Genomic DNA, 21,808 nt, shown 5'->3' on the forward strand with positions numbered 1-21,808 from the left:
AGGTAATGATTTATACCAACTGACATTTATCATATTTTAATTTCTATTAGTAAGCAATCTTTGCAATACGATTAAGTTTTGCAAAATTATGAAATCATGTTACCACTGTGGTGAAGCTTGCAAAAGTGACGCTCTTGTTTTCGATAATAAGGATTTTTGCTGTAACGGCTGTAAAACGGTCTACGAGATTTTAAGCAGCAACGATCTTGATTATTATTATCAATTAGATGATCGGCCAGGAATTTCTCCCAAAACTCAATCTGGTAAATTCGATTTTCTCAGAAATGAAGAGATTACCGAAAAACTGCTGGAGTTTAAAAGCGAGCAGGTTTGTATCATCAATCTTCTAATTCCAGAAATTCATTGTAGTTCATGTATTTGGGTTTTGGAGCATCTTTCAAAATTACATTCTGGTGTGAAAAATGCACAGGTTAATTTTCCTGAAAAAACAGTCCGAATTCATTTCTCTTCAGAAAAAATTAGTCTTCATCAGCTCATAATGCTTTTGTGTAATCTTGGCTACGAACCCTATATTTCACTTTCTGACGGAGATAAAAAAGAACGTAAAATTGATCGAAGCTTAATTTATAAACTTGGTGTTGCAGGTTTTGCTTTTGGAAATGTGATGTTTTTATCTTTTCCGGAGTATTTTGAAGTTAAAGAATTTTGGCTCGACCAGTTTAAATATGTGTTTCGCTGGCTAATGTTTGCATTTAGTATTCCTGTAGTTTTTTATTCTGCCAGTGGCTATTTTGTATCGGCTTTTAAAGGACTAAAATCGGGAATTTTAAATATAGATGTACCAATAGCTCTAGGGATAACGGTATTATTTATAAGAAGTGCGTTTGAAGTTTTCTTCGATCTTGGTACTGGTTTTTTTGATAGTCTTACAGGTTTGGTTTTCTTTCTTTTGTTGGGAAGGTTTTTTCAGCAAAAAACTTATTCTTATCTCTCATTCGAGCGAGATTATAAATCCTATTTCCCAATCGGAGTTACGAGAATTAATCATCCAAATACCGAAAATCAAAATGAAGAGCAGGTAGAAGTTTATAAGCTTCGAAAAGGAGATGAGATCCTTATTCGGAATAATGAATTAATTCCGGTCGATGCCAAATTAGTAGATGGTGAGGCGCTTATCGATTATAGCTTTGTAACAGGAGAGGCTATTCCTGTAACTATCAATAAAGGAGAAAAAATTTATGCCGGCGGAAAACAAACTGCAGGTTTGCTACAAGTTGAAGTTATCAAAGCGGTAGAGCAATCTTACCTAACCCAATTATGGAATAATGAAGTTTTCGATAAAGATTTTAAAAGCTCCTTTCAGGATTTAACCAATAAGATTAGCGGGTACTTTACCAAAGCAATTTTAAGTATTTCGATAATAGCTGCGATCGTTTGGTATTTTATTGATTCTTCGATGGTAGCGCAAGTGTTTACAGCCGTTCTAATCATAGCCTGTCCTTGTGCGTTAGCACTTGCAGCACCTTTTACTTTAGGAAATTTACTTCGTGTTTTTGGACAGCAAAAATTCTACTTAAAAGAAGCTAATATTATTGAAAAAATGGCCGATATCGATGCGGTGGTTTTCGATAAGACTGGTACGCTTACTTCAACAAAAAAGAATTTGGTGACTTACGAGGGTATTTCACTTTCTGAAGAAGAAAAATCTTTGCTGAATAGTACGCTTCGAGCTTCCAACCATCCGCTTAGCCGCTCACTTTACGAGATTTTAGAGCAGAACGATATTAAAACCTTAGATCACTTTACTGAAGAAGTAGGGAAAGGAATGGAAGCTGTTTCCAATCAAAATTCGATAAAAGTCGGTGCCTTTAAATATGTTGCTGAAAATACTGAAGCAGCATCAGATCAGCTTAACCAAACTACAGTTCATATTAGTACCAATAATCTATATAAAGGCCGGTATATTTTAAAAAATGAATATCGTAAAGAGATTAAAGAGCTATTTCTAGAACTCGGTAAAGATAAAGACCTGTTTGTCTTGTCTGGTGATAACGATGGTGAGCGCGCCACACTTGAAAAATTACTACCGCTAAGCACCAAAATGAGTTTTAATCAAAAGCCACAAGACAAATTGCAGTTTATAAAAAAACTTCAGCAAGAAGGAAAATCGGTGATGATGATTGGCGATGGCTTAAATGATGCCGGGGCCTTAAAACAGAGTGATGTTGGGATCGTAATTTCAGAAAATATCAATGTTTTTTCACCAGCCTGCGATGCGATTTTAGATGCTTCCGTATTCGGGAAAATTAGTCAGTTTTTTAGTCTTTCAAAAAGTGGTCATAGAATTATAAAAATGAGTTTTCTATTTTCTCTTTTTTATAATCTTATAGGTCTTGGTTTTGCTATTACCGGTCATCTTTCACCGATTGTGGCTGCGATCTTAATGCCGCTAAGTTCTATTAGCATTGTGGCTTTTACTACGATCGCAACGCAGATTTCAGCAAAGAATATTCAAAAAAAACAGGAATAAATAGATCCAAAATCCAATTTCAGCTAAAACCTGATAAATGTCATTTTATCCAAGCCATACTAGCGATAATTTTACAAAAAATTAAGATTCATGAACATCATCTATGTTTTGCTAAGTATTAGCGTAGTGGTAGCCATCGTATTTTTTATTGCCTTTATTATTTCAGTAAAAAATGGGCAATACGATGATACATATACACCATCTGTAAGAATGCTTTTTGAAGATGAGGTTGTAGAAAATAAGGAAACTTCTAAAATCACCGATAAATAATCTTTTATAATCTTATGGAAAAAGAGCAGTTTTATTACGATAATAAGGTCGTAAGGAAATTTATTAATGCGACCATTTTTTGGGGTATAATAGGAATGACTGTGGGGCTCTTACTAGCCTTTATGTTTTTATTTCCTAACGTTACCGACGGTATTTCATGGCTAAGTTTTGGGCGTTTAAGGCCATTGCACACCAATGCCGTAATATTTGCCTTTGTGGGTAATGCCATTTTCGCCGGAGTTTATTATTCTAGTCAGCGTTTGCTTAAAGCTAGAATGTGGAGCGATGCCCTTAGTAATTTTAACTTTTGGGGCTGGCAGGCTATCATCGTAGCAGCAGCCATTACGTTGCCTTTAGGCTACACTACTTCTAAAGAATACGCTGAACTTGAATGGCCTATCGATATTGCAATCGCACTTGTTTGGGTTGCCTTTGGCGCTAACTTGATCGGTACGATTTTTAAACGTCGCCAGCGTCACCTTTATGTAGCCATTTGGTTTTATCTGGCCACTTTTGTAACGGTAGCAGTATTGCATATTGTAAACAGTGTAGAGATTCCGGTAAGTGCTTTAAAAAGTTATTCAGCATACGCCGGTGTTCAGGATGCATTAGTGCAATGGTGGTACGGGCATAATGCGGTTGCATTTTTCTTAACCACACCGTTTTTAGGCTTAATGTACTATTTTGTTCCTAAAGCAGCGAATAGACCAGTATATTCTTATCGATTGTCTATCGTACACTTTTGGTCTTTGATCTTTATTTATATCTGGGCGGGACCTCACCACTTGTTATATTCAGCTTTGCCAGATTGGGCACAAAATCTTGGTGTAGCTTTTTCAATTATGTTATTGGCACCATCTTGGGGAGGAATGATCAATGGATTATTAACCCTTCGTGGAGCCTGGGATAAGGTAAGAACAGATCCTGTTTTAAAATTTATGGTAGTAGCTATTACCGGTTATGGTATGGCAACTTTCGAAGGTCCAATGCTTTCGCTTAAAAATGTAAACGCGATAGCGCATTTTAGTGACTGGGTAATTGCTCACGTTCACGTGGGAGCTTTAGCATGGAATGGTTTCTTAACTTTTGGTATGATCTATTGGTTGGTACCAAGATTATTCAAAACTAAACTATGGTCTACAAAACTGGCAAACGTTCATTTTTGGGTAGGTACGTTAGGTATTATCATGTATGCTTTACCAATGTATGTTGCAGGTTTTGTACAGGCTTCTATGTGGAAACAATTTAATCCTGATGGAACGCTAACTTACGGTAACTTCCTGGAAACTCTTACCGAGATTATTCCAATGTACTGGATGCGTGCGATAGGTGGTAGTTTGTATATTGCTGGTGCCTTTATCGCTTTATACAATGTTGCCAAAACTGCACGCCAGGGAAGCAAAGTTACCGATGAGCTTGTTGAAGCAGCACCATTAACTAAAATAACCAATAAGAGAACGAGCAAAGAAGGTTATCATACGTGGTTAGAAAGAAGACCTGTGCAATTGACCATTTTCGCTACTATCGCAATTTTAATCGGTGGGATGGTACAAATTATACCGTCGCTTATGGTTGATGATTACGTACCGGTAATTTCAAGTGTAAAACCATATACTCCTTTAGAATTAGAGGGTAGAGATCTTTATATACGTGAAGGTTGCGTTAGCTGCCACTCTCAAATGATTCGTCCTTTCCGTAGTGAAGTAGAACGTTATGGAGAATATTCAAAATCTGGAGAATATGTATACGATCATCCTTTCTTATGGGGTAGTAAACGAACTGGTCCCGATCTATTTAGAGTAGGAGGAAAGTATTCTGATAACTGGCATCTAAATCACCTTTATGATCCACAAAGTACCTCGTCAGGTTCTATTATGCCATCATATAAATGGTTACTCAATAGAGAATTGGATAAGTCTTCTACAGAAGATAAAATGGAAGCGATGGTAAGTTTAGGAGTTCCTTATACTCAAGCAGAGATCGAAAGAGCGCAACAATGGATGAGCGAACAGGGTAAAGCAATAGAAGAAAACTTATATAGTGATCCAGATTTTGCGAAAACCTACGAAGCAGATAAAGCTTATGCTAAAGAGAATGATGAAGAATTCGTAGAAATGCGAAATAGAGAAATCGTAGCACTAATTGCGTATCTACAAAGACTGGGAACAGACATCAAAGTTAAGAATGTAGATAAAGATCAGGAAGCAGAAATTATAGGTCAATCTGAAAGCGGATTAGAAGCTGGTGTTCGCTAACTCTCATTCATATTTAAAATTAACTAATAGCAGGTACAATATTAAAATCTAAATCATGCTAAAATTTATAAAAGGAAATCTTGAAAGTATCGATGGCGTAGCAGTCTATCCTATGGTGTCGTTATTGATCTTCTTCATCTTTTTTGTAGGTCTTTTTGCCTGGGTAATTACTGCAAAAAAAGAACATATAAACCAGGTTAGTAACATTCCGCTAGAGGAAGATAATAACGAGCTATCATGAGAAATACGGCATCATATTTAAGAGTTTTAGCAATTACCATTTTCGCGTTTATATTTCTGCAGGTTACTGTAGAGTCTTCAGAAGAATGGGCCTTTATGGAATATCCTGTAATCTGGGCGGTGCTCGGGATTTTAATGGTATTTGGTATTGCTATGGAAGTGGTTCTTGCAAGTATTACATCGGTACTTTTTAGAAGTTTAACTCCGGAAGCTCAACAGCGCTACCTACACCAGCAATCCTTAAAAAAGAAAAACCGATTTGCGAAGCTAAAATCGTTCTGGAAGAAGATGAACGATAGTAAACCGGTTGAAGAGGAAGAAGAAATTATTCTAGATCATAATTATGATGGTATTCAGGAATTAGATAACAATCTTCCGCCATGGTGGTTGTATGGATTTTATGCTTCCATGGTTTTTGCAGCTGTTTATTTGGTAAGATATCATGTTTTTGATGCGCCAGATCAACACGAGGAATATATTGCTGAAGTAGCTTCAGCAAAAAAAGCCATAGAAGAATATAAAAAGACAGCTAAAGATCTTATCGATGTAAATACTGTCGAGCTACTAACTGGTGAAGAAGACATCAAAGCCGGAGCATCGATTTTTGCAGGAAACTGTATAGCATGTCACAAAGAAGATGCCGGAGGAGGTATAGGCCCTAACCTTACTGACGATTACTGGATTTTAGGCGGCGGTATAAAAAATGTTTTCAATACAATTTCTGAAGGTGGGCGCCCCGGTAAAGGAATGGTTTCTTGGAAAACCGATCTAAAACCCGGCGAAATTGCGCAGGTAGCCAGTTATGTGCTCAGTCTGCATGGTAGTACACCAGCCGATCCTAAAGAACCTCAGGGGGATTTATGGATTGATGAAAATGCACCTGTAGACGAAGTTGAAGTGACCAAAGCCGATTCCACTTCAGTAGAAATTATTATGGAAGATGGAGCGGTAGAGATGGATGAAGATGAATAATTAATACAAGCGCCAGTAATTAACTACTGGCGCTATTCAAAATCTTACTTAAGTAAGTATTTGTTATGAGTAATTCCCCCGAAAATAATTTTAGAGATTCTTTAGGTACTGTTAACCAGGAAGGCAAAAGGGAATGGATTTTCCCTAAAAAACCTTCTGGTAAATTTTACAAATATAGAAAGCTGGTAAGTTATGTCTTATTGATATTTCTTTTCTCAGCACCGTTTATCAAAATTAACGGAAATCAATTTTTGCTCTTCAATGTGTTGGAACGTCGTTTCAACTTCTTTGGATATCCTTTTTGGCCGCAGGACTTCTACTTAGTGGTGATCATGATGATTATAGGGGTGGTCTTCGTGATTCTATTTACTGTGGCCTTCGGAAGGATATTTTGCGGATGGATCTGCCCACAGACCATTTTTATGGAGATGGTTTTTAGACGCATCGAATACTGGATAGAAGGCGATCGTGGTAAACAAATGCGCCTTTCTAAACAGCCTTGGAATGCCGAAAAAATTAGAAAAAAAGGACTAAAATGGACTATATTTTTTGTGATTTCATTTTTGATAGCCAACATATTTCTCGCTTATCTTATTGGTAGTGATGTCTTATTGGAATATGTAACAGAAGGTCCTTCAGAAAACTTAAATACCTTTATATCGCTACTAATTTTTACCGGAGTTTTTTATTTTATTTTTGCATGGTTTAGAGAACAAGTATGTGTAATTGTTTGCCCTTACGGCAGGTTACAAGGAACATTGCTGGATAATAAATCGATTCTTGTTGCTTACGATCATAAACGTGGCGAAAAAGAAAAAGGTAGAGCAAAATTTAAAAAGCGTGAAGATCGCGCAGCATCTGGAAAAGGGGATTGTATCGATTGTATGCAATGTGTACATGTTTGTCCTACCGGGATTGATATTCGTAATGGAACCCAGTTAGAGTGTGTAAACTGCACCGCATGTATCGATGCCTGCAACTCTATGATGGAAGCGGTAGACTTACCAAAAGGTTTAATTCGCTATGCTAGTGAAGAAAATATAGAGAAAAAAGTCAAATTTAAATTTACACCAAGATTAAAAGGCTATACCGCAATTTTAGTGATTTTGATAGGAGTTTTAACCGGAATGCTATTTTTAAGAAATGATGTGGAGGCCAGAGTGCTTCGCTTACCAGGTCAGCTTTACGAACACCAGGAAAATAATCGAATCAGTAACGTATTCACTTTTAAACTCGTTAATAAAACTTCAGAAGATATAAATGATGTTCAGCTAAAGCTAATCTCCCATAAAGGTGAAGTTCGTTTAGTTAAAAGTGAAAGTTTAATTGTACCAAAAAGGGGTTTTGCAGAGGGAACACTATTTATCGAAATTCCAGCGGCTTCTTTAAAAGGAGAGAAGGAAAAACTTAAGATTGGTGTTTACAGTAATAAAGAATTAATAGAAACTACCACAACCAATTTCCTTGGTCCACGTAGTTACAGATAAAAAGACAGAATTATGAAATTTAATTGGGGAACAGGACTTGTAATAGGAATGTGCTGCTTTGTAAGCTTTATCTTATTTTTTGTGATTAAAATGAGTACCGATACAAAGTATGAGTATGATCTCGTGGTAGAAGATTACTACGGAAAAGAATTACACTTTCAGCAAGAAATTGATGCTGAAAAAAATCTAAATTTATTTTCTGAAGCGATTACCGGAAACAAAACAACTGATGGCTACACGCTTTATTTTCCGCAAACTTCAGAAGAAATTGAAGGGAATATTCATCTATATCGACCTTCAAATAAAAAACTAGATTTTACGATTCCTTTGAAATTAAACGAAGGGAAAATAGTGATTCCAGACGATCAGTTAGTAGCAGGGCGTTGGGATATTTCCGTAGAAATGACATATCAAGAAAAAGAAATTTTATTTAAAAAATCAATTACATATTAGATGTTTTTCAGTGCATTTTTATTCGGACTTTTAGGTAGTTTTCATTGCATTGGGATGTGTGGTCCCATCGCTTTTCTATTGCCTTTAAGTCGTGATAAAAAACCGCTGATGTTTTTTCAGTTATTTCTTTATCATTTTGGTAGAATATTATCTTATGCTGCTATAGGATCGTTATTCGGACTTTTAGGGAAAGGCTTAAATTTATTCGCAGCACAACAAAAACTATCTATAGGAATTGGAATTTTGATGATTTTAACGGTGATTATTTCCTTCGGAAGTATGAAATTAAATAAAATAGGAACTCCTTTTTTCAGAATTATAAGTCGGCTAAAATCAAAAATAGGAGCCGGTTTAAAGAAGAAATCTCCAGATACGTTTCTTTCAATAGGGATGCTGAATGGATTTTTACCATGCGGACTCGTTTACATGGCGATGCTTGGTGCAATTGCTGAAGCTAATGCCGGTTTTGGAGCTTTATACATGGTTTTTTTCGGTGTTGGAACCATACCATTAATGACGGCGGCTGTAGTGTTGTCGAGTAAACTTTCGGGAAGTATTAAAACCCGAGAAAGAATACGCAAGCTAATACCGATATTCGTTGTTTTAACAGGTCTTTTATTTATTTTGCGTGGTTCTGGTTTAAATATTCCTTATCTCTCTCCTGCGGTGGCTAAAGACAAAGTAGATGCTAAAATTGAGTGTCATGAGCCTTCCCTTTTTTCGGTTAAGTTATAGTTTATTGGCTTTAGATGCAGCAAGTATTGCTTTGGATTTGAAATATAAAATCTTAGAATCAGAACTTGTATAAAGTGTATACCAAAAGCTGAAAGCTAAGTGCGATGAGGTCTAAAAAATAGTAATTTTATGTTAAATAGCAGCTTTGAAGCAAGAACTTAAATCGCATGGGATAACAAAAATGAACATAAAAATCCTAGAACGGTGATCAAACCAATCATGCCATGGGCTTTTTGAAAAGCTTCAGGAATCATCGTTGTAGAGATCATATTCAGTATTGCTCCAGCTGCGATTGCCAGCGTAGCACCATTTACTGCGGGAGGAAATTCACTAAATAAAGAATAGCCTAAAATCGATGCAATTGAAGATAGAATTGCGATACCAATCCAGATCCCGAAAATAAAAACTTTTGATCGTCCTGCTTTCTTCATTCCAGAAGAGCTGGATAAACCTTCCGGTAGATTGGAAATGAAAATGGCGATAACCGTAGCAATACTTACCGCACCACCTTCTAAAATACTGATGCCTATGGCAATTGACTCTGGAATTCCATCTAATAGGGCGCCTAGCGCTATTGCTACACCGCTACCTTCTTTTTCTTCTTCAGACGATTGTTGCGACTGCGAGCGTTTACGATGTTTAGCTCCGCTTTTTTCTAATACTGAATTTGCGAAATAGTAAATAAGAGCGCCACCAATAAAACCTATCGAACTAGGGAGTAATCCACTTTGATTATAAGCTTCGTCCATAAGCTCTAACGATAGGGCAGAAATTAGTACTCCCGCACCAAAGGCCATAACTATGGCAATCGTTTTTTGCTTCAGGTTGAAAAAATAACCAATTATTGATCCTAGGATTAATGCGCTACCAGAAAATAGTCCCCATAATCCTGCCTGTATCCATGTAGGCATAGTCTATAGAAATTTGGTATAAAAATAAGGATTTTTAAAAAAGAGTAGGTATCTGGTTATTCTATTTTCAGTAAAAAGAAAAAAGGCTTTCCGCAACAACTTGCCTACCTGCCTCTCAGAAAATCCCCGAAATCTTATGGAGCAGTGTATAGTTGTATTAGAAAGCCTTATTAAAAAGAAGACAGAATTTAAATTGTCATAGAAAAGAGTTTAATATCAGGTTTTTTACGTTGTAATCTTAAGTCGAAGGCCATGCAGACATTACGAACAAAAGCTCTTCCTTTTTCTGTAATTTCAATTTTGCTATTCAGGATTTTTAAGAGTCCGTCCTCCTGCATTTCTGCTAATTTTATAATCACATCGGGGAGTTCAGGAAAATACATGTGTTGATCTTCCCAGCTTGTCTCGAATTTGCACATTAGGTTAAGAATGTGACGTCTTATAGTAAGGTCTTCGGGACTTAAAATATGACCGCGATAGATGGGGAAAATACCACCTTCTACCAGGCTTTTATATTCTTCAATATTTTTGGTGTTTTGCCCAAAAGCGTACCAGGAATCTCCAATCGCAGATACACCTAAACCTATCATCAGTTGAGTTGTTTCGGTTGTATATCCCATAAAGTTTCGGTGAATATGCTTCTGCTGTAATCCACGAGCTAATTCGTCTTCCGGCAGCGCAAAATGATCCATTCCTATTTCTACATAACCAGCTTCCAGCAGCATTTTTTTGCCCAGTTCAAACTGTTTCTTTTTTTCTTCAGGAGAAGGTAGATCTTCATCTTTAAATCCACGTTGGCCATTTCCTTTAATCCAAGGGACATGTGCATAGCTATAGAAGGCAATGCGCTCTGGCATTAATTTTTTAGTAAGATTAATCGTATTCTCGATATCTTTGGTAGTTTGGAAAGGCAAACCGAAAATAATGTCGTGACCAACTGAAGTAAAACCACTTTCTCTAGCCAGTGTTGTTACTTTTTGAACATTCTCAAATGGTTGAACGCGGTTTATTGCTTTTTGAACGCTTAAGTTGTAATCCTGAACGCCGTAACTAACTCTTGAAAAACCAAGATTCGATAAAACCTGAAGGTGATTTTTTGTGGTGTTATTTGGATGACCTTCAAAACTCAGTTTAGCACTGGCTCTTTCAGCAGGATCTTTAAATAAACCTTCTAAAAGTAATTGTAAGTTTTCCGAAGAAAAAAATGTTGGCGTACCGCCCCCAAGATGTAATTCAGAAATTTTAGGTGTTTCTTCAAAAAGCGAAACATACAAATCCCATTCTATTAGAAGCGATTTTATATAAGGAATTTCAACCAGATGATTTTTGGTAATCCTTTTATTGCAGCCACAAAAGGTACACATGCTTTCGCAATAGGGAAGATGTATGTAGAGGCTAATCCCGTTTTGTTTACTTTCTACATAACTTCTTTTTAGGCATTCTTTCCATTCTTTTAAAGAAAAGGAAGTATCATCCCAATATGGTACGGTAGGATAGCTTGTGTACCTTGGACCGGCTACGTTATATTTATTTACCAAAGACTGCATAATTATATGCTATTTCCTATAATTAGTAAGATATTTATCAAAACGCTCGATGTGAATAAGTGAAAAACAACAGATGGTTTTTGCACTGTCAATATTGATGCGTTGTGAGCACTACATATAGCAACACTAATAAAAACTAAAAACATTTGGAAAAGCTCATGACCATGTTGTAAAGTGGTCATAATTGCAATTCCTCCCAAACATGTTGAAACAATCATTCCTATGGCTGAATACCCTAAGAAATTCTGACTAAATTCTTCGTTTAATTTTGCATAAAGTGTCATAACTAAGAGGATTTAAATTATACACCAAAATTACCGCAGAAGGAGAGCATAAAATATGATATTTGTCAGGTTGAATTATTTTTCCTCAATTTCTCGAAAATTATTTCTGAGATCATTAATTTAAATGATTCCTTTTTAAGCAATTGGAGATGAATATTGGGATTATTCTATTTCAATTTTAGATATTTGCGTTTTTTAATAGAAGCATGGAAATAAAACACAAACAGCGCATCGCATTAAGTATATGTTTTTTTATCAGTGGAATTTCATTTTCTACCTGGGCATCGCGAATTCCGTCGATCAAAGAAATGTACGATCTTAGTGAAGCTCAGCTAGGGAGTTTACTTTTGGTAATGCCGTTTGGTAATATTATAGGGTTACCAATTTCTGGTTGGTTAGTTTCTAAGTTTGATAGTAGAAGTCCGCTTTTTGCCGGGATCGTTCTTATTTCATTGGCCTTATCGGGAATTGGTTGGTCTACTAATATTTATACGTTGATGGTTTGTATGTTCTTTTTTGCATTTGCGATGCGAATTATGAATATTTCTATGAATACTCAATCTATAAGCCTGCAAAAATCTTATTTGCGTAAGATCATAGGTTCCTTTCATGCCGCCTGGAGCTGCGGAGGGATTGTAGGAGTGGCATTATCTACCATCATGGTAAAATATGCGGTAGATATGCCTATACATTTAAGTATTGTTGCGGTAATCAGTTTAGTGTGTATAGGAAGCAGTTTTAGCTTTTTATTGCAGGGAGACAAAACAACAGGCGGTAGTAAACTTAAATTGGGTAAACCTGATGGCTATATTTTTATATTGGGCCTAATGGTTTTCTGTGCATCTTTATGCGAAGGCGGAATGTTTGATTGGAGCGGTGTTTATTTTAAAGAAGTAGTAGGCGAAGAAATTTTTACTTTAGGCTACCTTACTTTTATGGTATTTATGGCGATTTCGCGTTTTTGTTCCGATTTGATTATAGAAAAAATAGGAATGCCAAAAACCTATATTATTAGTTCTACCATGGTAGTTTGCGGTGTTCTAACCGTGGTCTTATTTCCGTACTTTTGGCCTGCCTTAATAGGTTTTAGTATTGTAGGTTTAGGTATCGCAGCAGTAATGCCTATGACGATGGGATTGGCTGGAGAATCTCCAAAATATAGTCCCGGCATGGCAATCTCGATCGTGACAACTTACAGCGTTACTGGAATGTTATTGGGACCACCGCTAGTAGGATATCTAGCAGAATTATTAGGATTGAAAGTAGCATTTTTATTATTTCTTTTAGCGGGATTAATGATATTGCCTATTTCTAGACGGTTTTTTAAAAGACAATCAAATTTGGAAAATAATTAATGCTGAATGGCAACTTCGTTTTCTATTTTCTCTTTTGCAGGTTGATTAGAAATATCGTCGTGTAAAAAGCTTTTCCGCTTAACATCCTGAAAATTTGAAAATATAAGAAGTAGATACAACAGAAGCAAAATGCCCAAGTAAAGAATGGATTTATTATTCTTTAAAAAAGCTTTCATTTTTATTTTTTATGATCCATAAAATAATCTTTACCACTGCTATAACCTTCTACAAATGCGGTTTTATTTTCCTTAAAATCTAAAACTACATTTAGTGCGAAATAGCATAAAAATCCAGCTAATGCGAATTTTATATCTCTACCAGAAATCTTTTTCATGAATAGATTTGATTGTTTAATTAGAAGTGTGAATTTAAGATAAATTTAAGAATGGAAAAGGGGGAATATCCCCCTTTTTATAGTTTTTGGTGAAAATCGCTGAATTATTCAGTTTATTCGATTAAAAAATCTTTATTCATTTTAGCGAATTTTACACCACTTGTTCTTCCGTTGTCTATTTCAAAACCTATAATTTCATTGTCAGTATTCCGTAGGAACTTTAATAATTCAATAGGATATCCGCCAGAAAATGTATCTTCTGTAGTATATTCAATTTTAATGTTTTCAGGAAAAAGAAAACTTGAAATTTCTAATTTTTCATCTTTTAAATGAATATGATATACCGTTTCAACTTCTGCACTATAAAAACTTCCAGTAAAATCCTTAAGATCGATATTTTCTGAAATCTTTATTTTTTGTGCTTTATGCATTCCATTCTGAATTAAAGTTAAAGAATCTGCAGTGCCATTTTTGTTTAAATGAAATTTAACCTTAGCATTTACTCCTTTTATTTTAAATAACGAATCAGATTCTGCAATAAGATCTATTTCTGGTTGCCCGGTAGCTTGTGTATAGATGCGATCTTCGTCTCTCATAAAATCTAGAATAAAGGCTTTAGATTCCTCTAAAGCATATTTTCCAAGTAGTTTATCGAATTTGGTTATATCGTAAACAAATTCTTCATCTTCTGGATTATTTGAGGCTATTTTAGTTGCGGTATGATTGCCGTTTTGCATCAAAGTTAAATGATCTGCTGTTCCGTCTTCATTTAGATGAAATTTAACTCGGGCATCTACTCCTGCAATTTTAAAAATGGAATCAGATTCTGCAATAAGATCTATTTCTGGCTGTCCTGAAGCTTGGGTATAAATTCGATTTCCATCTTTCATAAAATAAAGAATAAAGTTTGGCGATTCGTCTAATGCGTATTCCCCGGTTAATTTATCGAATTTCTTAAGATTGTAATCGCCAATTTCGTTAGTTGGAGTATTTTCAAAATCCTCTTTAAAGTAAATACTAGCGATTTTTTTAGCCATAGAATTACTATTGAAAGCGGCGTTGTTACTTTGCGTAATTATTGCGCCATCAAATTCAGGAAAATACATAAGCATCGATCGATGGGCTGCATCAGCACCGGCGTGGTGTATCATGATTTTGTCTTTATAACTTTCAATAAAAAGACCTAATCCATAATGAGTAGAATCGCCGTCTTTCAGAACAAATGATGTTGTCATGGCGTCATAAATTTCTTTACCGCCTAATTGATGAGATTTGAAGTTTTTAATCCATTTTTTAAAATCTGGCAGGGTTGTATAAATTCCGCCTGCTCCCCGAGAGTACTGCAAATCTTCTACTTCTACATATATTCCGTTATCACCAATTTTGTAACCAGCGGCACGATTCGGAATAATTTCGTCGTTAGCACATCGAACTTGCGTGTCGTTCATATTAATAGGTTCAAAAACGTTCTTTTTCATCCATTCTGGGAATGGAGTATCGGTAACACGCTCGACCACCAAACTGAGTAATACAAAAGCAGTATTATTATAATTGAATTTTGTTCCCGGCTCGTTTTGTAATTCAGATTGATTTTGAATACTTCTTATAATTTGTTCTTCACTGATAGGAAGTGTAAGATCGCTACCCGTAAGACTAAACAGGTTTAAATATTCTCGATATCCATTAGTATGGGTTAATAGATTTCGTAAAGTTACTTTTTGATCGAATTCGGGTAATTCAGGAAAATACTTTCGTACATCATCATCGAGCTTAAGTTTACCTTGTTGCTGCAATAACATAATCGCCATTGCCGTAAATTGCTTAGAGGTAGAACCAATATTAGTGGGAGTAGTAGTTTTAAACGGAATATTATAGCTAAGATTAGCCATTCCATACGCTTTTTCTAAAAGTGTTTTTCCTTCTTTTAAGACTAAAACTTCAGCGCCGGGAACATTTCCGGTATAACCAATTAATAACTGATCGACTTTTCCCTCTGGAGTTTTGGCAACAGGTTCTAATTTTAAAATTTCTATGGTATATGTGCCAGAATCTTTCTTAAAGGGCACTACTTCAAGTCGGTAATTGCCCTTTTCTTTGGTTTTAAACATAAAGAAGTCAGGTCCTTTAGCGTCTTTATCAAATTCTTCAATGAATTTATTTTCCGGAGAATATAGTTTTACTACGCCGTCCACGGTTTTTTGTTCTAATTTTCCATAAACAAAGTAGGCGGAATCTAAAGCGATTTGATAGGATTTAGTACTTTCTGAAGTTTTTAGTTCTTCCGAAATTGGCTCGTTTAGCTGAAGTTTTTGATCCTGAGCGCAGAGTTGCACAGCATTCAGCATTATTAAAAAAATAGTAAAGATGTTGGTTTTAGTCATGGATTGATGATTTTGGTTGATGGTAAAATTCTATTTTCTAATTTGACGATTTTTTATTCTTAAAGGTTACAAGAAATCTTTTTTAAATATAGTAATCTTTTTTCTGTTGGTTTGCTTGGTTAAGCTTATACAATTAGTCCTTGTATTTAAATTTTTAGATGAAGCTTAAATTATCGTAAATTTTATAAACGTTTGTAAATGGATATACGGTTATTGAATAATACAAAATTTACATAGCTGGTATTATAATAATATATAATTCAATTTAAGGAAATCCAGGCATAATGGGGTGTACGGTAATTTTGTGCCGTAAAAACACAAACCCAAATTAATTTATGCGAAATTTTTATTCTTTATGTGTATTCCTTTTTTTCTGTTGTATTAGTTATGCCCAAAATGGTGTAAAACTTCAGGGGAAAATAACTACAGAAGGCGGCGACCCTATTACAGGAGCTAATATTACTATTCCTAAAATTTCAAAAGGAACAACATCAGATTATTCAGGAGATTATCAAATTCAAGCTATAGCCGCAGGAAATTATACGATAAAGGTTTCTTTTATAGGATATCGTACGCTGACTAAAAAAGTGACGTTAAATAACAATACTACTCTTAATTTTAAATTAGAAGAGTCGGCTTTCGAACTTGAAGGTTTAGTTGTAACCGCACAAAAAAGAGAGCAGAAAAATAAAGATGTTCCTATCGCAATTACTTCTTATGGAAACGAATTTTTACAAAAACAGAATATACAGGAATTCGATCAGCTTTCAGAATTTGTTCCGGGATTACAAATTCAATTGCAAAGTGCGAATAACCCAGGGATTGTAATTAGAGGAATTACTAGTGATAACGGAGATTCTAGAGTAGAACCTAGAGTATCGGTTTTTCAAAATGGTGTATCTATTAGTAAATCTAGAGGATCTGTCGTAGAGCTTTATGATATTGATAGAGTAGAAGTATTAAAAGGACCACAGGGAACTTTGTTTGGTAGAGGTGCCGAAATTGGTGCCATGCATATCATAAACAATACTGCAAAAAATGAAAATTCTGGTAAGCTAACTTTAGGTTATGGTAATTTTAATCAGTTTAGAACTACAGGTTACGTAAATACTCCACTAGTTAAAGATAAATTATTTGTAAGACTAGCAGGAATTTATAGTAAACGAGATGGATTTATCGATAATCTTTCTGGAGGTGATCTAAACGGAAAAGAGACTTTAGCTTTTAGAGGATCGTTAAAATATATGATCGGGATGAATACCACACTTGATGTAATTGCCAACTGGCAACACGACACTCCTCCGGGAACGGCTTTTAAAAGCGGAACTTATGCGCCGGTAGGTGGAGATACAAATCCATCTAATTTTGCAGATTTAGAACGAGGAAATGAATTAGGTTTAGATCGTACTGTTTACGACATTACAGCAAACTTAAAGCATCATATTAATGAAAATTGGGATTTCACTTCGATTACAGCTTATCGTGAGTTTGATTCTGATGAAGCTTTCGATGCTGATGGTACTGCAGCACCTGCGTTATTTTTCCATGAAATAGCAAAGGGAAAACAATTTAGCCAAGAGGTTCGTTTCAACTTTAGTGCAGATGATAAACTTCACGGATTTTTTGGTGGAAACTTTTTATTTGAAGATGGATCACAAGCAGCTCCACTTATTACCAACGAACAAAGTTATGGTGCATTAATTTTAAGTTATTTAAGCGGTAATCAAGATTTATTTATGGTAGATGGCGTACCTCAATATTTCCCAAATATTCCAAACGATCCCAGTACGTTTGGTGATGCAGCTGGAGCACCTTTAAACGGAGCAAATAGCGAATCGTATACCAATTATGGTAAAAACTATTCAGGAGATATTTTTGCTGATGTTTCGTATTCGGTAATTCCTAGCCTTTCTTTAACTTTAGGTTTACGTGGAACTTGGGAAAATATAAACGCAGGCTACGAAGTAGAAGATGCAGAAACCCCAAGTTTTATAGGAGCTTTACTTAGTACCTATCCTAATAATCTTTTTGCACCAACAAACGGAAGATTAGAAGCTAGTGAAAATTTCTTGTCCACAGTAGGTAGATTTGCTGTTAATTTTGAAGCCTCTAAGCGATTGTCTTTATTCGGAAACATTGCAAGAGGTAGACGTCCTAACGTTATCAATATAGATGAAACAGGATCAAATACCTTAGCTGCAGAAAGTGTTTGGTCTTACGAGGTTGGAGCGAAATCATTATTTTTGAATAACCGTTTACAGTTTGATGTAAATGCGTATACTTACAAGTACCGCCACTTCCAAACTTCAATTACAACTTTCGATCCTGAAACTGGTATTAATACCAATCCAGATGATAGTGGTAGTGCAACCTCTTATGGTTTTGAAACAGCTTTTCAATATGCTTTTGCTAGAAATAGTAACTTCTTTGCGAACTACAGTTATATTGATGCTAGTTTTGATGATGAAGATGAAAACGGAAATGAGCAAGAATTGGCAGGGAATACTTTTCGTTTAACACCTAAACATTCATTCTCACTCGGTGTTAATTATCAGCCTTCAATTACAAAATCATTAGATCTATACATACGTCCTTCCTACAGTTATAAGTCAAAAGTGTTTTTTGAAGAAACGAACAAACCGGGAGTTTCTCAAGATGCTTATGGTTTGCTAAACTTTAAAGTAGGAACAATCATCAATAAAAAGTACGAAGTAAACTTTTTTATGAATAATGTGTTAGATGAAGAATATGTGATTGATGGTGGTAACACCGGAGGAGGTTTTGGTATCCCAACATTTATTGCAGGAGCACCACGTTTTTACGGCGTACAGGCTTCTGTTAAATTTTAATTTTATAAAAATGAAAAAGTATTTCTTTATAGGAATTCTATTGCTGAATTTAGCACCTTTATTTGCACAGCAGTTAGAAGATATTTCTTTGAATAAATTAGACAAGTATATCGCTACTCAAGAGAGTAAAATAGAAGATTTAAAGCCTGATAATGAAGCCCATATTATTTGGGAAAATAAGTATCAAAAAACGCCAATAGCTATTGTTTATTTACACGGTTTTGGTGCAAGTAGCCGAGAAGGCGAACCAGTAGTTTCTAAGTTGGCTGAAAAATTTGGGTGGAATGTGTATATGTCCAGATTACAGTCACACGGTATTGATTCTAAAGATGCCTTCAAATCCTTAACCCCAGAGAACTATATCGCTTCAGCTCAAGAAGCTTTAGCTATTGGTAAAAAAATAGGAGAGAAAGTACTTTTAGTAAGTACTTCAACCGGCGGTACGTTAAGTTTAATTTTAGCTTCAGAAGAAAAAGATTTGGCAGGAGTTATTATGTATTCCCCTTTTATCGGATTAAAAAATCCGGCAATGGCAGCGATAACTCAACCTGGTGGTAAAGAATTTTTTATCAACCAGATAGGGGGAGAAGTGCAATATCAAGATCGTCCTGCAGAAGAAGCAAAATACTGGTCTACAGATTATCATGTAAATGGTTATATAGGCTTAATTAAGATGCTTCAGCAGAATATGAAACCAGAAACCTTTAGCAAAGTTACTTGCCCGGTATTTTTAGGTTATTATTATAAAAATGAAGAAGAGCAAGATCAGGTCGTTTCTGTTCCGGCGATGTTAAAGATGTATGCTGAATTAGGAACGCCTGATGCAAAAAAAGAAAAAGTAGCTTTTCCGGAAGCAGGAAACCATGTGATTGCTTCAGATTTACGTTCTAACGATTGGGAAAATGTATATAAAGAAAGCGTAGAATTTATTACTGAAAAAATTAAATAATGAAGAAAACACTATTAATAGCCTTAGCGATAGCCGCTTTTTCTTGCAAGAATAAGTCCGCTGAAGAAACGACAACATCAGAAACTACTTCTGAAAATAGCTCGGAGAAAACGTATGCTTTCGATCTAGAAGGACATAGAGGAACTAGAGGTTTAATGCCAGAAAATTCAATTCCTGCTTTTAAAAAAGCCTTAGATCTTGATGTAAATACACTCGAGATGGATGTGGTAACTACAAAAGACAAAAAGGTGTTGGTTTCTCACGATTTGTGGTTTAACCGTGACTTTTGTTTAGATTCTGTTGGGCAACCTATCAAAGAGAAAGATTCGATGAGCCTTAATATTTACCAACATACGTATGCTGAGGTTCAAAAATATGACTGCGGAAGTATTGGAAATCCTAAATTTCCAGAGCAGAAAAAGCAACACGTTACCAAGCCATTGTTAAAAGATGTTTTCAACATGGCTGAAAATTACAAGTCTGAAAAAACAGGCGATTTTTCTTACAATATCGAATTAAAGAGTGATCCGCGTGCCGATAATATCTACCATCCGGAGCCTAAAGAGTTTTCAGAATTAGTGATTAAAACTATCGAAGATTCAGGAATTCCAAAAGAGCGAATTGTATTACAGAGTTTCGATTTTAGAATTCTTCAGTATTTACATAAAGCGCATCCGGAATATAGACTTTCTGCATTGGTATATCAAGATGGAATCGATAAGAATATGGAGAAATTAGGTTTTGTTCCGGCGGTTTACAGTCCGGATTACAATATGCTTTCTGAAGCAAGTGTAGATTCTTTACACCAACAAGACATGAAAGTAATTCCGTGGACAGTGAATGATACCACTGCAATGAAGCAGCTTTTAGAATGGAAGGTAGACGGAATAATCACCGATTATCCTAATCGAGCTTTGCCGTTTCGCTCGTAAATATTTAAAAAAATATAGATCAAAACCTCTTATTTCAGTTGAAGTAAGAGGTTTTTTATGATCTTCTTTTTCCTTACTCCAATTCGTTTCAAGATCTCATTCTCCTCAGGTTTTATTTAATTCTGAAATATTCAAATTGTGCATATTTCTATTAATTTCTTCAAAAAAGAACCTCTCGATTTTAGCTTAAAGGTTTTGAATCCTAAACATTAAGAGACCTCGCATCAAGCGAAGGATGACGACAAATGTAATGTTCAGCTTAAAGATTATCGATTTTTCCAATCGAAGCGGGAAAAAACAGAATTAGAGAATAATTTTTATATTCAAACGTTATATTTATATCTTGAATATTTTCATTCTGATAAAAAATTCATCAACTTCAATACTCTAGTATTGTATTTTAAATTCCATTTCAATCATGCAAAATCGTTTACCAGTACTTACTTTTCTATTTAGTTTTCTCTTATTTTCCTGTAGCAGCGACGATGATAATGAAATTTCACAAATCCAGCCCTCCAAAACTTCAATTGAAATGGAAGCAGAAGGAGGCGATGCCGAAGTATCATTTAAACAAGCTGAATGGTATATTTCAGAAGTTATTAATAAAAAAGGGGATGTTAACATGCATGGAGATATTTATGCGGAAGATGGATCTATCCTAAGAGAAAATACAGTTTTATCGCTGGAAAATCAGGGAAAAATAATGTTGAATTGGCCCGATCGTGGTTTTACAATTACTCGATCAACGCCTACTTTACTAAAAATTCATTTAAATGAAAATAGTAGAAATCAAGACTTTGATTTTGCTTTAGTTTTAACTTCTGACGAGGAAACAAAAGAAATCAGCGTACATCAAAAAGTATCTCAAGGTTATACATTTAATAAAATTGAATATTATCTTCAGCAAGAAGATGGCGATTCATTATTTTTCAGAAATGGGATGAGACGAAAATTTGATATTCTTAATCCTCAAAGCATATCATTTTCGCCTTTTGGAGGAATCGATATTCAACGAAATACTCAATTTTTAAGTGAAGAAAATGATGCTTTTATTTGGTTGAAAAATGATTCGATTAGGGTAGAAGTACCTACAAGTATCTATGAAGGTGAAATTTATTTTAATGGAGAAAAGAATATTTATACTTCTGAGGTAACCCCAAAACCCCACGCTTTCGATACCATGGAAACTTTGGAAATTCCGGCTGGTGAATCGCTATTTTTAACTGAAATAGAATTCCGTAAACGTCAGGTTTCTTATCAATTACATTTAACGAATAATAGAACAAATGAGGAAAAAGTAATTGAAGGCAAGTGGATAGAAACCGCTCCTACCGGAAATTATTCAACAAAACGTTTAGAATAA

19 protein-coding genes are annotated in these 21,808 nt (G+C 35.2%); 13 read left to right on the plus strand and 6 right to left on the minus strand.

The window, feature by feature from the left end; translation table 11 throughout:
- The first annotated feature begins 88 nt into the window (after nucleotides 1-88).
- From QWY91_RS02250 to QWY91_RS02285, 8 genes are all read left to right on the plus strand, one after another.
- Nucleotides 89-2,491: a heavy metal translocating P-type ATPase gene (locus tag QWY91_RS02250; RefSeq protein WP_290231296.1), complete on the plus strand. Its 2,403-nt coding sequence runs from the start codon at nucleotides 89-91 to the stop codon at nucleotides 2,489-2,491.
- A 90-nt stretch (nucleotides 2,492-2,581) separates the two neighbouring features.
- Entirely contained in the window at nucleotides 2,582-2,761 is a 180-nt protein-coding gene (ccoS, locus tag QWY91_RS02255; protein WP_290231298.1) for a cbb3-type cytochrome oxidase assembly protein CcoS, read from the plus strand.
- A gap of 14 nt (nucleotides 2,762-2,775) precedes the next feature.
- Nucleotides 2,776-5,016, plus strand: coding sequence for a cytochrome-c oxidase, cbb3-type subunit I (ccoN, locus tag QWY91_RS02260; RefSeq protein ID WP_290231299.1), 2,241 nt, complete (start codon nucleotides 2,776-2,778; stop codon nucleotides 5,014-5,016).
- 55 nt (nucleotides 5,017-5,071) lie between these two features.
- Nucleotides 5,072-5,257, plus strand: a complete 186-nt coding sequence (locus tag QWY91_RS02265; protein WP_290231301.1) for a CcoQ/FixQ family Cbb3-type cytochrome c oxidase assembly chaperone — start codon at nucleotides 5,072-5,074, stop codon at nucleotides 5,255-5,257.
- Nucleotides 5,254-6,228 (plus strand): cbb3-type cytochrome c oxidase N-terminal domain-containing protein, encoded by a 975-nt coding sequence (locus QWY91_RS02270; protein ID WP_290231302.1) that lies wholly within the window; start codon nucleotides 5,254-5,256, stop codon nucleotides 6,226-6,228. The genes QWY91_RS02265 and QWY91_RS02270 overlap by 4 nt, the downstream gene beginning before the upstream one ends.
- A gap of 65 nt (nucleotides 6,229-6,293) precedes the next feature.
- Nucleotides 6,294-7,715: a cytochrome c oxidase accessory protein CcoG gene (gene ccoG / locus QWY91_RS02275; RefSeq protein ID WP_290231304.1), complete on the plus strand. Its 1,422-nt coding sequence runs from the start codon at nucleotides 6,294-6,296 to the stop codon at nucleotides 7,713-7,715.
- 12 nt (nucleotides 7,716-7,727) lie between these two features.
- On the plus strand, nucleotides 7,728-8,168 hold the full coding sequence (locus QWY91_RS02280; RefSeq protein ID WP_290231306.1) for a FixH family protein: 441 nt from the start codon (nucleotides 7,728-7,730) through the stop codon (nucleotides 8,166-8,168).
- The gene (locus QWY91_RS02285) at nucleotides 8,169-8,903 is read left to right on the plus strand and encodes a sulfite exporter TauE/SafE family protein (protein WP_290231307.1); all 735 of its coding nucleotides are present in this window, start codon (nucleotides 8,169-8,171) and stop codon (nucleotides 8,901-8,903) included.
- A gap of 158 nt (nucleotides 8,904-9,061) precedes the next feature.
- On the opposite strand, the gene QWY91_RS02290 is transcribed toward QWY91_RS02285, so the two are convergent.
- The 3 genes from QWY91_RS02290 to QWY91_RS02300 all read right to left on the minus strand — a co-directional run bounded on the left by QWY91_RS02290 (nucleotide 9,062) and on the right by QWY91_RS02300 (nucleotide 11,645).
- Nucleotides 9,062-9,814 carry a ZIP family metal transporter gene (locus QWY91_RS02290; protein ID WP_290231309.1) on the minus strand — a complete coding sequence of 251 codons (753 nt, stop codon included), beginning with the start codon at nucleotides 9,812-9,814 and terminating at the stop codon, nucleotides 9,062-9,064.
- Between the two features lie 188 nt (nucleotides 9,815-10,002).
- Entirely contained in the window at nucleotides 10,003-11,364 is a 1,362-nt protein-coding gene (gene hemN, locus QWY91_RS02295) for an oxygen-independent coproporphyrinogen III oxidase (RefSeq protein ID WP_290237049.1), read from the minus strand.
- Entirely contained in the window at nucleotides 11,364-11,645 is a 282-nt protein-coding gene (locus QWY91_RS02300; RefSeq protein WP_290231311.1) for a hypothetical protein, read from the minus strand. The genes hemN and QWY91_RS02300 overlap by 1 nt, the downstream gene beginning before the upstream one ends.
- Nucleotides 11,646-11,851: 206 nt before the next feature.
- On the opposite strand from QWY91_RS02300, the gene QWY91_RS02305 reads away from it, so the two are divergent.
- A complete protein-coding gene (locus QWY91_RS02305; RefSeq protein WP_290231313.1) occupies nucleotides 11,852-13,000 on the plus strand; it encodes an MFS transporter in 1,149 nt (382 codons plus the stop codon).
- Here QWY91_RS02305 and QWY91_RS02310 read toward each other — a convergent pair.
- From QWY91_RS02310 to QWY91_RS02320, 3 genes are all read right to left on the minus strand, one after another.
- Entirely contained in the window at nucleotides 12,997-13,176 is a 180-nt protein-coding gene (locus QWY91_RS02310) for a hypothetical protein (protein WP_290231315.1), read from the minus strand. The two genes, QWY91_RS02305 and QWY91_RS02310, sit on opposite strands and share 4 nt — an antisense overlap.
- A 2-nt stretch (nucleotides 13,177-13,178) precedes the next feature.
- Nucleotides 13,179-13,334, minus strand: a complete 156-nt coding sequence (locus QWY91_RS02315; RefSeq protein WP_290231316.1) for a hypothetical protein — start codon at nucleotides 13,332-13,334, stop codon at nucleotides 13,179-13,181.
- A 113-nt stretch (nucleotides 13,335-13,447) separates the two neighbouring features.
- Nucleotides 13,448-15,715: a serine hydrolase domain-containing protein gene (locus QWY91_RS02320; protein ID WP_290231318.1), complete on the minus strand. Its 2,268-nt coding sequence runs from the start codon at nucleotides 15,713-15,715 to the stop codon at nucleotides 13,448-13,450.
- A gap of 335 nt (nucleotides 15,716-16,050) precedes the next feature.
- Between QWY91_RS02320 and QWY91_RS02325 the strand changes: the two genes are divergently transcribed.
- The 4 genes from QWY91_RS02325 to QWY91_RS02340 all read left to right on the plus strand — a co-directional run bounded on the left by QWY91_RS02325 (nucleotide 16,051) and on the right by QWY91_RS02340 (nucleotide 21,808).
- Complete coding sequence (locus tag QWY91_RS02325; protein WP_290231320.1) at nucleotides 16,051-18,564, plus strand: TonB-dependent receptor; 2,514 nt, start codon at nucleotides 16,051-16,053, stop codon at nucleotides 18,562-18,564.
- A 10-nt stretch (nucleotides 18,565-18,574) separates the two neighbouring features.
- The gene (locus QWY91_RS02330; RefSeq protein ID WP_290231322.1) at nucleotides 18,575-19,513 is read left to right on the plus strand and encodes an alpha/beta hydrolase; all 939 of its coding nucleotides are present in this window, start codon (nucleotides 18,575-18,577) and stop codon (nucleotides 19,511-19,513) included.
- Nucleotides 19,513-20,445 carry a glycerophosphodiester phosphodiesterase family protein gene (locus tag QWY91_RS02335; protein ID WP_290231324.1) on the plus strand — a complete coding sequence of 311 codons (933 nt, stop codon included), beginning with the start codon at nucleotides 19,513-19,515 and terminating at the stop codon, nucleotides 20,443-20,445. The genes QWY91_RS02330 and QWY91_RS02335 overlap by 1 nt, the downstream gene beginning before the upstream one ends.
- A gap of 418 nt (nucleotides 20,446-20,863) precedes the next feature.
- Nucleotides 20,864-21,808: a hypothetical protein gene (locus QWY91_RS02340; protein ID WP_290231325.1), complete on the plus strand. Its 945-nt coding sequence runs from the start codon at nucleotides 20,864-20,866 to the stop codon at nucleotides 21,806-21,808.

The organism is Zunongwangia endophytica, assembly GCF_030409505.1.
Lineage (GTDB): Bacteria > Bacteroidota > Bacteroidia > Flavobacteriales > Flavobacteriaceae > Zunongwangia > Zunongwangia endophytica.

Bases quoted from the DNA above. Each gene is read 5' to 3' on its own strand.
- QWY91_RS02250 (WP_290231296.1), top strand. From the start codon at position 89: ATGAAATCATGTTACCACTGTGGTGAAGCTTGCAAAAGTGACGCTCTT.
- ccoS (WP_290231298.1), top strand. From the start codon at position 2,582: ATGAACATCATCTATGTTTTGCTAAGTATTAGCGTAGTGGTAGCCATC.
- ccoN (WP_290231299.1), top strand. From the start codon at position 2,776: ATGGAAAAAGAGCAGTTTTATTACGATAATAAGGTCGTAAGGAAATTT.
- QWY91_RS02265 (WP_290231301.1), top strand. From the start codon at position 5,072: ATGCTAAAATTTATAAAAGGAAATCTTGAAAGTATCGATGGCGTAGCA.
- QWY91_RS02270 (WP_290231302.1), top strand. From the start codon at position 5,254: ATGAGAAATACGGCATCATATTTAAGAGTTTTAGCAATTACCATTTTC.
- ccoG (WP_290231304.1), top strand. From the start codon at position 6,294: ATGAGTAATTCCCCCGAAAATAATTTTAGAGATTCTTTAGGTACTGTT.
- QWY91_RS02280 (WP_290231306.1), top strand. From the start codon at position 7,728: ATGAAATTTAATTGGGGAACAGGACTTGTAATAGGAATGTGCTGCTTT.
- QWY91_RS02285 (WP_290231307.1), top strand. From the start codon at position 8,169: ATGTTTTTCAGTGCATTTTTATTCGGACTTTTAGGTAGTTTTCATTGC.
- QWY91_RS02290 (WP_290231309.1), bottom strand. From the start codon at position 9,814: ATGCCTACATGGATACAGGCAGGATTATGGGGACTATTTTCTGGTAGC.
- QWY91_RS02300 (WP_290231311.1), bottom strand. From the start codon at position 11,645: ATGACACTTTATGCAAAATTAAACGAAGAATTTAGTCAGAATTTCTTA.
- QWY91_RS02305 (WP_290231313.1), top strand. From the start codon at position 11,852: ATGGAAATAAAACACAAACAGCGCATCGCATTAAGTATATGTTTTTTT.
- QWY91_RS02310 (WP_290231315.1), bottom strand. From the start codon at position 13,176: ATGAAAGCTTTTTTAAAGAATAATAAATCCATTCTTTACTTGGGCATT.
- QWY91_RS02315 (WP_290231316.1), bottom strand. From the start codon at position 13,334: ATGAAAAAGATTTCTGGTAGAGATATAAAATTCGCATTAGCTGGATTT.
- QWY91_RS02320 (WP_290231318.1), bottom strand. From the start codon at position 15,715: ATGACTAAAACCAACATCTTTACTATTTTTTTAATAATGCTGAATGCT.
- QWY91_RS02325 (WP_290231320.1), top strand. From the start codon at position 16,051: ATGCGAAATTTTTATTCTTTATGTGTATTCCTTTTTTTCTGTTGTATT.
- QWY91_RS02330 (WP_290231322.1), top strand. From the start codon at position 18,575: ATGAAAAAGTATTTCTTTATAGGAATTCTATTGCTGAATTTAGCACCT.
- QWY91_RS02335 (WP_290231324.1), top strand. From the start codon at position 19,513: ATGAAGAAAACACTATTAATAGCCTTAGCGATAGCCGCTTTTTCTTGC.
- QWY91_RS02340 (WP_290231325.1), top strand. From the start codon at position 20,864: ATGCAAAATCGTTTACCAGTACTTACTTTTCTATTTAGTTTTCTCTTA.